The organism is Micromonospora sp. NPDC050200 (assembly GCF_040656135.1).
Lineage (GTDB): Bacteria > Actinomycetota > Actinomycetes > Mycobacteriales > Micromonosporaceae > Micromonospora.
The window spans coordinates 13,806-29,381 of the sequence record NZ_JBFALG010000072.1; the positions used below are offsets into that span (position 1 = coordinate 13,806).

The 15,576-nt window shown below is 77.2% G+C and carries 3 protein-coding genes; all 3 read left to right on the plus strand.

Translation table 11 applies throughout. The features are described 5' to 3' along the window. Positions 1-18 precede the first annotated feature (18 nt). Entirely contained in the window at positions 19-9,243 is a 9,225-nt protein-coding gene (locus AB0I41_RS30450) for an SDR family NAD(P)-dependent oxidoreductase (protein ID WP_357114033.1), read from the plus strand. A 6-nt stretch (positions 9,244-9,249) separates the two neighbouring features. Continuing rightward, a complete protein-coding gene (locus AB0I41_RS30455) occupies positions 9,250-14,046 on the plus strand; it encodes a type I polyketide synthase (RefSeq protein ID WP_357114034.1) in 4,797 nt (1,598 codons plus the stop codon). Positions 14,047-14,066: 20 nt separating this feature from the next. Then, positions 14,067-15,576: beta-ketoacyl synthase N-terminal-like domain-containing protein (locus AB0I41_RS30460; protein WP_357114035.1), on the plus strand; the 1,510-nt coding region annotated here is incomplete at its 3' end.

Consider the following 15,576-nt stretch of genomic DNA (forward strand, 5'->3'; position numbering starts at 1 on the left):
ATGGGGCGGTGGTACCCGGTGAACCAGGAGATGCCGTCGCGGGACGGCGAGGTGCTGCCCTGGGTGCTCTCCGGGCGTGGCGCCGACGCGCTGCGCGGGCAGGCGGCCCGGCTGTCCGCGCACCTGGAGGGGGCCGCCGACCAGCGGCCGGCGGACGTCGGCCACTCGCTGCTGACCACCCGGGCCCGGCTCGGCCACCGCGCCGTGGTGCTCGGTGCGGACCGCGCCGAGCTGCTGACCGGGGTACGCGCGCTGGCCGGCGCCGGCGACGCCCCCGGCCTGGTCACCGGCGCGGTCCTGCCGGACTCCCGGGCGGTGTTCGTCTTCCCCGGCCAGGGCTCCCAGTGGCCGGGGATGGCCCGGGCGCTGCTCGACGAGTCGCCCGCCTTCGCGGCCCGGCTCACCGCGTGCGCCACCGCGCTGGAGCCGTACGCCGACTGGCGGCTGCAGGACGTGCTGCGCGACCCCGGCTCCCCGCTCTGGGACCGGGTCGACGTGGTGCAGCCGATGCTCTGGGCGGTCATGGTCTCGCTCGCCCACCTCTGGCAGGAACACGGGGTACGGCCCGCCGCGGTCGTCGGGCACTCCCAGGGCGAGATCGCCGCCGCCTGCGTCGCCGGCGCGCTCACCCTGGACGACGGCGCCCGCGTCGTCGCCCTGCGCAGCAAGCTCATCGGCGCCGAACTCGCCGGCCTGGGCGGCATGATGTCCGTGCTGCTGCCCCGCGACGCCGTCGAGGCGCGGCTGGAGCGGTGGGCCGGCCGACTCCAGCTCGCCGTGGTCAACGGGCCGTCGTCCATGGTGGTCTGCGGCGAGGTCGCCGCCCTCGACGAGTGCCATGCCGAGCTGACCGCCGACGGTGTGCAGGTCCGCCGGATCGCCGTCGACTACGCCTCCCACTCGCACTACGTCGAGGGCATCCGGGAGAAGCTGATCGAGGCGCTCGCGCCGGTCAGCCCGCGTACCGCCGGGGTGGCCTTCTACTCCACGGTCACCGGCGGGCCGCTGGACACCGCCACGGTGACCGCCGACTACTGGTACCGGAACCTGCGCCAGACCGTCCGCTTCTCGGAGGCCGTCCGGGCGCTGCTCGCCGACGGGCACCGCGTCTTCGTGGAGTCCAGCGCCCACCCGGTGCTCACCTCCGCCGTGCAGGAGACCGCCGAGGCGGCCGGCGTCACCGCCGTGCCGATCGGGTCGCTGCGCCGCGACGACGGCGGGCTGCGCCGCTTCGCCACCTCGCTCGCCGAGGCGTACGTGCACGGCGCGCCGGTGGACTGGGCCGGCTTCCTCGCCGGGGGCCGTGGTGTCGACCTGCCCACCTACGCCTTCCAGCGGCGGCGCTACTGGAAGAACCCGACCGGGCGTACCACCGGCGCCGGCGAGAGCACCCCGGGCCACCCGCTGCTGACCGGGCTGGTCCGGCCCGCCGACGGCGACGGGCTGCTGCTCACCGGCCGGCTCTCCGCGACCCGGCAACCCTGGCTCGCCGACCACGAGGTGTACGGCCGGCCGGTGCTTCCCGGCGCCGCACTGGTGGAGCTGGCGCTGCACGCCGGCGAGCAGGTCGACCTGCCCAGCGTGGCGGAGCTGACCCTCGGCGCGCCGCTGGTGCTGCCCGAGCGGGGCGCCGTCGCGCTCCAGGTGGTCGTCGGCGCCCCCGACGCCGGCGGCGCTCGGCCGGTCAGCGTCCACTCCCGCCCCGAGGAGGGGGACCGGCCGTGGACCCGGCACGCCGAAGGCCTGCTGGCCCCCGCCGCCCCGGCACCCGCCGCCGAAGCGGCCGACTGGCCGCCGCGCGACGCGGTCGCCGTCGACACCCGCGACGGGTACGCCCGGCTGGCCGACCGGGGCTACGGCTACGGCCCGGCGTTCCAGGGCCTGACCGGGCTGTGGCGGCACGGCGACGACCTCTTCGCCGAGGTGACCCTGCCCGAACCGGCCCAGCCCGACGCCGACCGGTTCGGGGTGCACCCGGCGCTGCTCGACGCCTGCCTGCACGCCGGCGTGATCGAGGACGCGGGCGGGGACACCCTGCTGCCGTTCGCCTGGACCGACGTCACCCTGCACGCCGTCGGGGCCACCGCGCTGCGGGTACGGCTGCGACGGACCGGGCCGGACCGGGCCGCGATCGAGGCGGTCGACCCAGCCGGCGCACCGGTGATCTCGGTCGGCGCGCTGGTGGCCCGCCCGGTCGCCGCCGAGCAGTTGGCCGCCGCCGCCGGTGCGCCGCCCGTGGAGCCGCTGCGCCTGGACCGTCGACCGGTCGACCTGGCGGCGGGCGTCGGCTCGTTCGACGGCTGGGCGGTGCTCGGCGCGGACCCGCCGATCGGCGCGCCCGCCACCAGCCACCCCGACCTGGCCGCGCTCCGGGCCGACCTGGACGCCGCGGTCGCCGTACCCGAGGTGGTGCTCTGGCCCGTCACCGCCGACGACGGCGACGTGGTCGACGGCGCGCACGCGGCGGCCCGGCGGACGCTGCGAATCGTCCAGGAGTGGCTGGCCGACGAGCGGCTGGCCGCCTCGACGCTGGTGGCACTGCTCCCCGACGCCGATGACGACCTGCTCACCGCGCCGGTGCGGGGCGTGCTCCGGGCCGCCGCGGCCGAGCATCCGGGGCGCTTCCTGCTGGTCGGCTCCGACGACGATCCCGCCTCCCTGGCGGCGCTGCCGGCCGTGCTGCGCCTCGACGAGCCCGAGGTGACGCTGCGCACCGGCGTGGCCGCCGTACCCCGGCTGGTGCGTGCCCCCGCGGACGGCGACGCCCCGCCGGCGCCGGCACCCGACGGCACCGTGCTGGTCACCGGCGGCACCGGCGGCCTCGGCGCCCTGGTGGCCCGCCACCTGGCCGCCGCCCACGGCGTGCGGCACCTGCTGCTGACCAGCCGCCGCGGCCCCGAGGCCCCCGGCGTCGACGCGCTGCGCGCCGAACTGACCGACCTCGGCGCGCAGGTCACCGTCGCCGCCTGCGACGCCGCCGACCCGGTGGCGCTGCGCGCCCTGCTCGACGGCATCCCCGCCGCGTACCCGCTGACCGGGGTGGTGCACGCCGCCGGGGTGCTCGACGACGGCCTCGTGCAGTCGCTGACACCCGAGCGGATGGACGCCGTGCTGGCCCCGAAGGTCGACGCCGCCTGGCACCTGCACGAGCTGACCCGCGACGCCGACCTGGCGCTGTTCTGCCTCTTCTCCTCCGCCGCCGGGGTGCTCTCCCCGGCCGGGCAGGCCAACTACGCCGCCGCGAACCTCTTCCTGGACGCCCTCGCCGCGCACCGTCGCAGCCGGGGCCTGCCGGCGCACTCCCTGCGCTGGGGGCTCTGGGCCGGCGGCACCGGGATGACCGGGCACCTCGACGAGACGGCGCTGCGCCGGCTTCGCCAGCAGGGCTTCGACGCCCTCTCCGCCGCCGACGGCCTGGCCCTGCTCGACGCCGCGCTGGCCGGGGACGTCACCGCGCCGGTGCTGCTCCGGCTGGACCCCGCCGGCCTGCGCACCCAGGCCACCTCGGGCGCGCTGCCGGCCGTGCTGCGCGACCTCGTCCGGGTGCCGCGCCGGCAGGCCCACCGGGGCGCCGGCGCCGCCTCGCTGGCCGACCGGCTGCTGCGGCTGCCCGAGGAGGAGCGCCGCCGCACCCTGCTGGACCTGGTACGCGCCGAGGTCGCCGGGGTGCTCGGCCACGGCACCCCGGACGCGGTGGAGGCCGACCGGGCCCTGAAGGAACTCGGCTTCGACTCGCTCACCGCGGTGGAACTGCGCAACCGGCTCAACGCGGCTACCGGGCTGCGGCTGCCCGCCACCCTGGTCTTCGACCACCCGACCGTCTCGGCGGTCGCCGCCCACCTCGCCGCGACGCTGCTCGGCGCGGGTCGCCCGGCCACCCCGGCCGGGGTGGCGCCGGCGGTCGCCGACGAGCCGATCGCGATCGTCGCGATGGGCTGCCGCTTCCCCGGCGGGGTCGGCTCGCCCGAGGAGCTGTGGCGGCTGGTCGCCGACGGGGTGGACGCCATCTCCGGGTTCCCCACCGACCGGGGTTGGGACACCGACGGCCTGTACCACCCCGAGCCGGGGCTGGCCGGGCGTACGTACACCCGGTCGGGCGGGTTCCTGGCCGACGCGGGGGAGTTCGACGCGGACTTCTTCGGCATCAGCCCGAACGAGGCCGTGGCGATGGACCCGCAACAGCGACTGCTGCTGGAGTGCGCCTGGGAAACCCTGGAACGGGCCGGCATCGACCCGGCCACCCTGCGCGGCAGCGACACCGGCGTCTTCGCCGGGCTGATGTACCACGACTACGCCGGCAGCACCGCCACCGGCTCGATCGCCTCCGGCCGGATCGCGTACGCCCTCGGGCTGGAGGGACCGGCGGTCACCGTCGACACCGCCTGCTCGTCGTCCCTGGTGGCGCTGCACTGGGCGGTCCGCGCGCTGCGCGCCGGCGAGTGCTCGCTGGCCCTCGCCGGTGGGGCGACCGTGATGGCCACCCCGGAGGTGATCCTGGAGTTCTCCCGGCAGCGCGGACTCTCCCCGGACGGCCGGTGCCGGTCGTTCGGCGCGGGCGCCGACGGCACCGGCTTCTCGGAGGGCGTCGGCCTGCTGCTGGTGGAGCGGTTGTCGGACGCCCGTCGCCACGGTCATCCCGTCCTGGCGGTGGTGCGGGGTTCGGCGGTGAACCAGGACGGCGCGTCGAACGGGCTGACCGCGCCGAACGGGCCGTCGCAGCAGCGGGTGATCCGGGCCGCGCTGGCGTCGGCCGGGGTGCCGGCGGCCGAGGTGGACGTGGTGGAGGCGCACGGTACGGGCACCACGTTGGGTGATCCGATCGAGGCGCAGGCGTTGCTGGCCGCGTATGGGCAGGATCGGCCGGCGGACCGTCCGCTGTGGCTGGGGTCGGTCAAGTCGAACCTGGGGCACACGCAGGCGGCCGCCGGTGTGGCCGGGGTGATGAAGATGGTGCTGGCGATGCGGCACGGGCTGATGCCCCGGACGCTGCACGCCGAGCAGTCCTCGCCGGAGGTGGACTGGTCCGCCGGCGCGGTGGAGCTGTTGACCGAGGCGCGGGAGTGGCCGGTCGACGGCCGCCCCCGCCGGGCCGGCGTGTCGTCGTTCGGCATCAGCGGCACCAACGCGCACGTCATCATCGAGCAGGCTCCGGACGACGTGGAGACCGATGCGTCCGGCCCCGGCGTGGCCGGCGCGCTGCCGTGGCTGGTGTCCGCGAGGTCGGCACCGGCGCTGCGGGCCCTCGCCGGGCGGCTGGCGGACGTCGCCGGGTCGATGGACCTGGCGGACGCGGCTGCGGCGGCCCGCACCCTGGCGACCGGCCGGGCGCTCCACCCGCACCGGGCCGTGGTGCTCGGAGCGGAACCGGCGGAGCTGTCCGCCGGTCTGGCCGCTCTGGCGGCCGGCGACACCGCGCCGAACACGGTGGCCGGCACGCCCCGGGGCGGTCGGTTGGCGGTGCTGTTCACCGGTCAGGGCGCGCAGCGGCTGGGCATGGGTCGTGAGCTGTACGGGGTGTTCCCGGTGTTCGCGGCGGCGTTCGACGCGGTGGTGGCGGAGCTGGACGCGCACCTGGACCGGCCGTTGCGTGACGTCGTCTGGGGTGATGACGAGGAGTTGATCCGGCGGACCGGCTATGCGCAGGCCGGCCTGTTCGCGGTCGAGGTCGCTCTGTTCCGCCTGGTGGAGTCGTGGGGTGTGCGGCCGGACCTCGTGGCCGGGCACTCGATCGGTGAACTGGCCGCCGCGCACGTTGCGGGGGTGTTGTCGCCGGCGGATGCGGCGCGTCTGGTGGCGGCGCGGGGTCGGTTGATGCAGGTGTTGCCCGCTGGTGGGGCGATGGTGGCGATCCAGGCGTCGGAGGAGGAGGTGCGGGCGGCGTCGGCGGGACCGGATGCTGAGGTCGGGTCCTTTGGAACTGATGACGTAAACGATTCAGCCTTCAACGGCGCTGCTGTGGACATCGCTGCCGTCAACGGCCCCCGGTCGGTGGTCATTTCTGGCCCCGAGGCTGCCGTGCTCAGGGTGGCCGAGCACTTCACCAGGCTGGGGCGGAAGACCACCCGGCTCCGGGTGAGTCACGCCTTCCACAGCCGGTTGATGGATCCGATGCTCGACGAGTTCCGGGCGGTCGCGGCGAGCCTCACCTACGCCGAGCCGCAGCTCCCGGTGGTCTCGAACCTGACCGGTGCTCTGGCGAGCAGCGAGCTGACCGACCCGGACTACTGGGTGCGGCACGTCCGCGAGGCGGTCCGCTTCGCCGACGGCATCACCGCCCTGCACACCGCCGGGGCGACCACGTTTCTTGAGTTGGGCCCGGACGCGGCCCTGACCCCGATGATCGAGGGCATCGTCACCGGCGACGCCACGATCATCCCCAGCCTGCGGCGGGGACACGACGAACCCCGGCAGGCCCTGACCGCACTGGCGAGGCTGCACGTCACCGGCACCACCGTCGACTGGACCGCACTGCTCCCGACGACCACCCGCACGGTCGACCTGCCCACCTACCCCTTCCAACGGCAGCGCTACTGGCTCGCCGCCCCCTCCGCCACCGACCTCTCCGGCTTCGGGCAGGTCGCCACCGGCCACCCACTGCTCGGCGCCAAGGTGACCGTCCCCGACGACGCCCTGCTGGTGCTCACCGGCAGGATCTCCGTACCGGGGCAGCCCTGGCTGGCCGACCACGACCTGCACGGCCGGATCGTCTTCCCCGGCACCGGCCTGCTCGACCTGGCCCTGCACGCCGGCGCGCAGGTCGGCTGCGACCGGCTGGTCGAGCTGACCGCCGAGACGCCGCTGGTCCTCACCGACGAGGCGGTCACCGTACGCGTGGTGGTCGGGCCGCCCGACGACCAGGGCGCGCGGCCGGTCGGCGTGCACACCCGCGGACCCGACGAGGAACTGCCGTGGACCCGGCACGCCACCGGTGTGCTCGCCCCCGGCGGACCCACCCCGACCCCGCCGCCGGCCGCCTGGCCGCCCCCCGGCGCGGTCCGCGCGGACGTCGAGGACATCCACCGTGGCCTGCTGCACCGCGGCTACGGGTACGGCCCGACCTTCCAGGGGCTGCGGGCGGTGTGGCGGCGCGGCGTCGAACTGTTCGCCGAGGTGACGCTGCCCGAGGGGGCCACCGCCGACGGCCACGAGACCCATCCCGCCCTGCTCGACGCGGCCCTGCACCCGCACCGCCTCGACGCCGCCGCCGGACCCGTCCAGCCGTCGGTCTGGCGGGACGTCACCCGGCACGCCCCCGCCCCCGCCACGCTGCGCGTGCACCTGGTGCCGGTGGGCGGCGGGGTCACGCTGACCGCCACCGACGCCGACGGCCGCCCGGTGCTCACCGTCGGGCACCTGGAGAACCGGCTGGTCGGCGCCGACGAACTGGCCGCCGTCACCGGCGTCGGCGACGAGAGCCTGCTCCGCCTCGACTGGGTGCCCGCGTCCGAGGCCGCCCCCGACGCCGCGCCCGCGAGCTGGGCCGTGCTCGGCGAGGACCCGTTCGGGGTCGTATCCGACGCGCCGGCGCACCCCGACCTGGCCGCGCTGCTCGCCGCCGTCGACGCCGGCGCGCCGGAACCGGCGTACGTGCTGCACGCCCCGGCCGCCCCCACCGGCCAGGGACCTGAGGCGGTCCGCGCCCTGCTCACCGGGCTGCTCGCCACGGTGCGGGGCTGGCTCGCCCAGACCCGGCTGCCCCGGACCCGGCTGGTGCTGCTCACCCAGGGCGCGGTCGGCGCGGGGGAGCTGCCCGCCGACCCGGTGCTCGCGCCGGTGTGGGGGCTGGTCCGCTCCGCCCAGTCCGAGCAGCCGGGCCGGCTGGTGCTGGTCGACACCGACGGCAGCGGACCGTCCCGCGTCGCCCTGCCGGCGCTGCTGGCGTACGACGAGCCGGAGCCGGAGCTGGCCGTGCGCGACGGCCGCGCGCTGCTGCCCCGGCTGACCCGGGCCTCCGCCGGGGCCGGCGCGCCGTCGCGCTGGGACACCGACGGCACGGTGCTGGTCACCGGCGGGACCGGCGGGGCCGGTGCGGCGATCGCCCGGCACCTGGTCGCCGAGCACCGGATCGACCACCTGCTGCTCGCCGTCGGCCAGGCCGAGGAGGTCGACAAGGACCTCCTCGCCGAGCTGGCCGACCTCGGCGCCGATGTCACGGTCGCCGCGTGCGACCTGACCGACCGGGGCGCGGTGGCCGCGCTGCTCGACGGGATCCCCGGGCGGCACCCGCTCACCGCCGTGGTGCACGCCCCCGCCGTACGCGACGACGGCCTGCTGGCCACCACCGTGCCGGAGCGGTTCGTCGCCGCCCTGCGCGCCACCGTCGACCCGGCCTGGCACCTGCACGAGCTGACCGCCGACCGGCCCCTCGCGGCGTTCGTGCTGGTCTCCTCGGTCGCCGGGCTGATGTTCGGCGCAGGCCGGCCGGCCACCGCCGCGGCGGCCACCTTCCTCGACGCGCTCGCCGCCCACCGGGCCGCCCGCGAACTGGCCGCCACCTCCCTGGCCTTCGGCGCCTGGGAGGCCGGGCCGCCCTGGCCGGACCGGATGGGCCTGCACCCGCTCGGCGCCGCCGAGGGGCTGGCCCTGGTCGACCGGGCGCTCGGGCAGGCCACCCCCGCCCTGGTCCCGGTACGCCTCGACGTCGCCGCGCTGCGCGCCACCGCCGACGCGCTGCCCGCGGTGCTGCGCCAGGTGGTCCGGGTACCGGCCCGCCGCGCCGCGCCGGCCGGCCCCGACCTCGCGCAGCGGCTCGCCGGGCTCCCCGAGGACCAGCGGGACCGCATCATGCTGGAGCTGGTGCGCACCCACGTCGCCGCCGTCCTCGGGCACCCCGACTGGCGGTCGGTCGAACCGGACCGGGCCTTCCAGGACCTCGGCTTCGACTCGCTGGCCGCCGTCGAGCTGCGCAGGACGCTGAGCGAGGCGTGCGGCCGGTGGCTCTCCCCGACGCTGGTCTTCGACTACCCGACCTCCCGGGAGCTCGCCGCCCACCTCGACGCCGAGCTGGGCGCGCGCGACGCCACCGAGGGCGACCCGGTGCTGACCGAACTGGACCGGCTCGCGGCGGTGCTCGCCGGCTCCACCGACGGCGACCCGGCCCGGGTCACCGCCCGGCTGGAGGCGGTGCTGCGCGAGTGGCGGGCCCGGCACGACCCGACCGGGCCGGACGGCACGGACGACGACCTGGCCACGGCGAGCGACGACGAACTGTTCGCGGTGCTGGACAACCTGGGGATGGGCTGAGCGGCGATGGCGACCGACGACAAGCTGCGCGACTACCTCAAGCGCGCCACGGCGGACCTCCAGCAGACCCGGCGGCGGCTGCACGACGCCGAGCAGCGCTGGCACGAGCCGATCGCGATCGTCGCCGCGGCCTGCCGCTTCCCCGGCGGCGTCCGCACCCCCGCCGACCTGTGGGAACTGGTCGCCACCGGTGGCGACGCGATCAGCGGCTTCCCGCAGAACCGGGGCTGGGACGTCGCCGGCCTGTACGACCCGGAACCGGCCACGCCCGGCCGGACGTACTGCGTCAACGGCGGGTTCCTGCACGACGCGGGGGAGTTCGACGCCGACTTTTTCAAGATCAGCCCCCGGGAGGCGCGGGAGACCGACCCGCAGCAGCGGCTGCTGCTGGAGACCGCCTGGGAGGTCGTCGAGCGGGCCGGCATCGATCCCGCCTCGCTCAAGGGCACCGCCACCGGCGTCTTCGCCGGCCTCGTCTACCACGACTACGCCGCGAAGGGCGTCGGCAGCCTGGCGAGCGTCGCCTCCGGCCGGGTCGCGTACGCGCTGGGCCTGGAGGGCCCGGCGGTCACCGTGGACACCGCCTGCTCCTCGTCGCTGGTCTCGGTGCACCTGGCCGCGCACGCGCTGCGGGCCGGCGAGTGCGGCCTCGCCCTGGCCGGTGGGGTGACGGTGATGTCCACTCCGGACTCGTTCGTCGGGTTCAGCCAGGACCGGGGGCTCGCCCCCAACGGCCGGTGCAAGTCCTTCTCCTCCGACGCCGACGGCACCGCCTGGGGCGAGGGCATCGGCCTGCTGCTGCTGGAACGCCTCGACGACGCCCGCCGCCACGGACACCCGGTGCTCGGGCTGGTCCGGGGCAGCGCGGTCAACTCCGACGGCGCCAGCAACGGCCTGTCCGCCCCCAACGGGCCGGCTCAGCAGCGGGTGATCCGGGCCGCGCTGACCGCCGCGCAGCTCACCGCCGACCAGGTCGACGCCGTCGAGGCGCACGGCACCGGCACCACCCTCGGCGACCCGATCGAGGCGCAGGCGCTGCTGGCCACGTACGGGCAGGGCCGCCCGGCGGACCGGCCGCTCTGGCTGGGCTCCTTCAAGTCCAACGTCGGGCACGCGCAGGCCGCCGCCGGGGTCGGCGGGATCATCAAGATGCTGGAGGCGATGCGGCACGACACGCTGCCGCAGACCCTGCACGTCAAGGAACCCACCCCCAACGTGGACTGGTCCACCGGCAACGTGCGGCTGCTCACCGAGGCCCGGCCCTGGCCGCGCGGCGACCGGCCGCGCCGGGCCGGGGTGTCCGCGTTCGGGCTCAGCGGCACCAACGCCCACGTCATCGTCGAGGAGCCGCCGGCCGAGGCCGCCCCGCCCCAGGGCAGCCCCGCCCCGGAGCAGGACGCGGCCGGCGCGCGGCCGGCGCGTCCCGTGCCGCTGCTGGTTTCCGGGCGGGACGAGCCGGCGCTGCGGGCGCAGGCCCGCCGCCTCGCCGGGCACCTGGAGGAGCACGCCGACCAGGCTCTTGCCGACGTGGCGTACTCCCTCGCCACCACCCGCGCCGCGTTGGAGCACCGCGCCGCCGTGGGCGGCGCCGACCACGCCGCACTGCGCGCCGGCCTGGCCGCGCTCGCCGACGGCACCGCCGCCGCCCACCTGGTCCGCGACACGGTACGCGTCGACGGCTCCACCGCCTTCTGCTTCACCGGCCAGGGCGCCCAGCGCCCCGGCATGGGCCGGCACCTGCACGCCGCGTTCCCGGCCTTCGCCGACGCGTTCGACGCCGCCGTCGCCGCCCTCGACCCGCACCTGGACCGGCCGCTGCGCGAGGTGGTGTGGGGCGCCGACGCCGAACCGCTCCACGGCACCGGGTACGCCCAGCCGGGGCTCTTCGCGCTGGAGGTGGCCCTGTACCGGCTGCTGGAGAGCTGGGGGGTGCGTCCGGCGTACCTGGTCGGGCACTCCATCGGCGAGCTGGCCGCGGCGCACGTCGCCGGCGTGCTCACCCTGCCCGACGCGGCGGCGCTCGTCGCGGCCCGGGGCCGGCTGATGCAGGCGCTGCCGGTCGGCGGGGCGATGGTCGCCGTCGAGGCGGGCGAGGAGGAGATCCGGCCGCTGCTCGACGAGCGGGTCGACCTGGCCGCGGTGAACGGGCCGACCGCCGTGGTGGTCTCCGGCGTCGAGGCCGCCGCGCTGGCCGTCGCCGAGCAGCTGCGCGGCCTCGGCCGGCGGACCCGGCGGCTGGCCGTCTCGCACGCCTTCCACAGCCCGCTGATGGAACCGATGCTCGCCGACTTCGCCGAGGTCGCCCGGTCGCTGCGGTACACCGCGCCCACCCTGGCGGTCGTCTCCACCCTCACCGGGCGGCCGGTCACCGGCGAGCTGACCGACCCCGGGCACTGGGTACGCCAGGTGCGCGGCACCGTCCGCTTCCACGACGCCGTACGGTGGCTCGCCGAGCAGGGCGTCACCACGTTCCTGGAGCTCGGCCCCGACGCCGCGCTGTCGGCCACCGGCCCGGACTGCGTCGGCGACGGCCGGGACGCGGCCTTCGTGCCGCTGCTGCGCCGCGACCGGGACGAGGAGCGGGAACTGGTCACCGCCCTCGCCCGCGCCCACACCCGGGGCACGGCGGTCGACTGGGCTGCCGTGCACCCCGGCGCCCGCCGGGTCGAGCTGCCCAGCTACGACTTTCAGCGCCGCTGGTACTGGTGGGAGGCGCCCGAGCCGACCGCCGCCGACCCGACCTTCCTCGACGACCTCGCCGCCGCCGACCCGGCCGCCCTCGCCGCCGACCTCGGGGTCGACCGGGCGGCCCTCGACCAGGTGCTGCCCGCCCTGTCCGAACTGCGCCGCCGGCACGCCGACCGGTCCGTGGTGGACGGCTGGCGGTACCGGGTGCGCTGGGAGTCCGTCGCCGACCCCGAGCCGGGGCCGGTGCCCGCCCGCTGGCTGGTCGCCGTCCCCGACGGGTACGACAACGACCTGCGGGTCGGCATGGTCGCCACCACCCTCGCCGAGCACGGCGGCGAGGTGGTCCGCGTCCCGGTGGCCGACGCCGACCGGGCCGCCCTCGCCGCCCGGCTGCGGGAGCTGCGTGGCCCCGGCACGGTGCTGCTCTCCCTGCTCGCCCTCGACGACCGGCCGCACCCCGACCACCCGGCGCTCACCCGGGGCCTCGCCGGGACGGTCGCGCTGGTGCAGGCGCTCGGCGACGCCCAGCTCGACGCCCCGATCTGGTGCCTCACCACCGGCGCGGTCGCCGTCGACCCCACCGAGTCCGCCGACCCCGCCCAGGCCGCCGTGCACGGCCTCGGCGCCGGCCTCGCCCTCGACCTGCCCCGGCACTGGGGCGGACTGGTCGACCTGCCCGAGTTCCCCGACCCGGCCGCCCTGCGGCGGATGCGCGCGATCGTCACGACCACCGGCGGCGAGGACCACGTGGCGGTCCGCGACGGCGGGGTGCATGCCCGCCGGATGGTGCGGGCCGACCGACCGGTGGCGCCGCAGCCGTGGCGGCCATGCGGCAGCGTGCTGGTGACCGGCGGCACCGGCGGCCTCGGGGCGCACGTGGCCCGCGCCCTGGCCAGGGCCGGCGCCGAGCACCTGGTGCTGGTCGGCCGGCGCGGCGCGGACACCCCCGGCGCGGACGCGTTGACCGCCGAGCTGACCGGGCTCGGCGCCGAGGTGACCGTCGCCGCGTGCGACGTCGCCGACCGCGACCAGCTCCGCGAGCTGCTCGACCGGCTGCCCGCCCGGTGGCCGCTGACCGCCGTGGTGCACGCCGCCGGGGCGATGCAGCGGATCGCCCCGATCGGGGAGCTGGCCCTCGCCGAGATCGCCGACGTCGCCACCGCCAAGGTGGCCGGCGCCGCCCACCTCGACGACCTGCTCGCCGACCGAAAGCTGGACGCCTTCGTGCTCTTCTCCTCCGGCGCCGCCGTCTGGGGCAGCGCCGGGCAGGCCGGCTACGCCGCCGCCAACGCCTACCTGGACGCGCTCGCCGCCCGCCGCCGGGCCCGGGGCCTCGCCGCCGCCTCGATCGCCTGGGGCTCCTGGGACAGCGGCATGGTGGACGCCGACCTGGCCGCCGGCATGCGCCGGCTCGGCGCGCCGCCGATGCGACCCGAGCTGGCGATCACCGCGCTGCCCGAGGCGTACCGGGCCGGCGCCGGGGACCTCGTCGTCGCCGACATCGACTGGTCGCGCTTCGCCCCCGTCTACACCATGGCCCGACGCCGGCCGCTGCTCGACGCGCTGCCCGAGGTGGCCGAGGCGGTCGCCGGCGACGCCACGGACGGCGCGACCGGGCTGGCCGACCGGCTCGCCGCGCTGCCGCCGGCCCAGCGGGCACGGGCCCTGCTGGACACCGTCCGCGCCGAGGTGGCCGCGCTGCTCGGCTACGACAGCCCGGCCGCCCTCGACCCCGCCCGTCCCTTCGCCGACCTGGGCTTCGACTCGGTCGCCGCGATGGACCTGCGGCAACGGCTCACCGCCGCCACCGGGCACCCGCTGCCCGCCACCCTGGTCTTCGACCACCCGACGCCGGCCGCCGTCGCGGAGTTCCTCGGCGCGGAACTGGGCGTCGGCGCCGCCGACGGCGCGACCGGGCTCCACGCCGACCTGGACCGGCTGGAGGCCGCCCTCGCCGCGCTGCCCGAGGACGACGCCGACCGGCCCGCGCTCGCCGCCCGGCTGCGCGCCCTGATCGGCCTGGTCGACCGGTCCGCCGGGGACGACCGGCTCGGCGAGACGGCGACCGCCGACGAGATCTTCGACTTCATCGACAACGAACTCGGGTTGCGCTGACCGCAGGGGTGAGGACGGGCATGGCGGAGGACGGGAAGCTTCTCGACTACCTGAAGCGGGTGACGGCGGATCTCACGCAGACGCGCCAGCGCCTCCAGGAGGTCGAGGGCGTCGAGCGCGACCCGATCGCGATCGTGGCGATGGCGTGCCGCTACCCGGGGGACGTGCGTACCCCGGAGCAGCTGTGGGAACTGGTCGCCGGCGGCGTGGACGCGGTCGGGCCGCTCCCCACCGACCGGGGCTGGGACCTGGCCCGGCTGCTCGCCGACGACCCCGACCGGATCGGCACCAGCTACGTCGCCGAGGGCGGCTTCCTCGCCGAGGCCGCCGAGTTCGACGCCGCCTTCTTCGGCATCTCCCCGCGCGAGGCGGCGGCGATGGACCCGCAGCAGCGACTGATGCTGGAGGTCTCCTGGGAGGTGCTGGAACGCGCCGGCATCGCCCCTGACGCCGTCCGCGGCAAGCCCGTCGGCGTCTTCACCGGCTCCGGCTACCAGGACTACGGCGACCTGCTCAACGCCGCCCCCGAGGCGGCCGAGGCGTACCTGGGCACCGCGGCGGCGGCCTCGGTGATCGCCGGGCGGGTCGCGTACACGCTCGGGCTGGAGGGACCCACGCTGACCGTGGACACCGCCTGCTCGTCGTCGCTGGTCGCCCTGCACCTGGCGGTGCAGGCGCTGCGCCGCCGCGAGTGCACCCTCGCCCTCGCCGGCGGGGTGATGGTGATGTCCACCCCGGCGCCGTTCGTGGCGTTCAGCCGGCAGCGGGGGCTGGCCCCCGACGGCCGCTGCAAGGCGTACTCCGACGACGCCGACGGCACCGGCTGGGCCGAGGGCGCCGGCGTGCTGCTGCTCGAACGGCTCTCCGACGCCCGCCGCAACGGCCACCCGGTGCTCGCCGTGGTACGCGGCAGCGCGGTCAACCAGGACGGCGCGTCCAACGGCCTCACCGCCCCCAGCGGGCCGGCCCAGCAGCGGGTCATCCGCGCGGCCCTGGCCAACGCGCAGCTGCCGGCCGGCGAGGTCGACGTGGTCGAGGGGCACGGCACCGGCACCACCCTCGGCGACCCGATCGAGGCGCAGGCGCTGCTCGCCACGTACGGCCAGGACCGCGCGCCGGACCGGCCGCTCTGGCTCGGCTCGCTGAAGTCCAACTTCGGGCACGCGCAGGCCGCCGCCGGGGTCGGCGGTGTGATCAAGATGGTGCTGGCCATCCGGCACGGCCTGCTGCCGAAGAGCCTGCACGTCGGCACGCCGTCGTCGCACGTGGACTGGTCGCCGGGGACCGTCCGGCCGCTGACCGAGGCGCTGCCCTGGCCCGAGCCGGGCCGCCCCCGCCGGGCCGGGGTCTCCTCCTTCGGGGTCGCCGGCACCAACGCGCACGCCATCATCGAACAGGCCCCCGAGGAGGAGCCGGCCGAGTTCACGGCGCCGGAGCCGGCGCCGGCGGGGCGTACCCTCGCCTGGGTCCTGTCGGCCCGCGACCCGGAGGCGCTGCGCGCGCAGGCCGCGCGGCTCGCCGCCGTCGCGG

Excerpts from the sequence above, each read along its gene's own strand:
- AB0I41_RS30455 (WP_357114034.1), top strand. The coding sequence starts at position 9,250 with ATGGCGACCGACGACAAGCTGCGCGACTACCTCAAGCGCGCCACGGCG.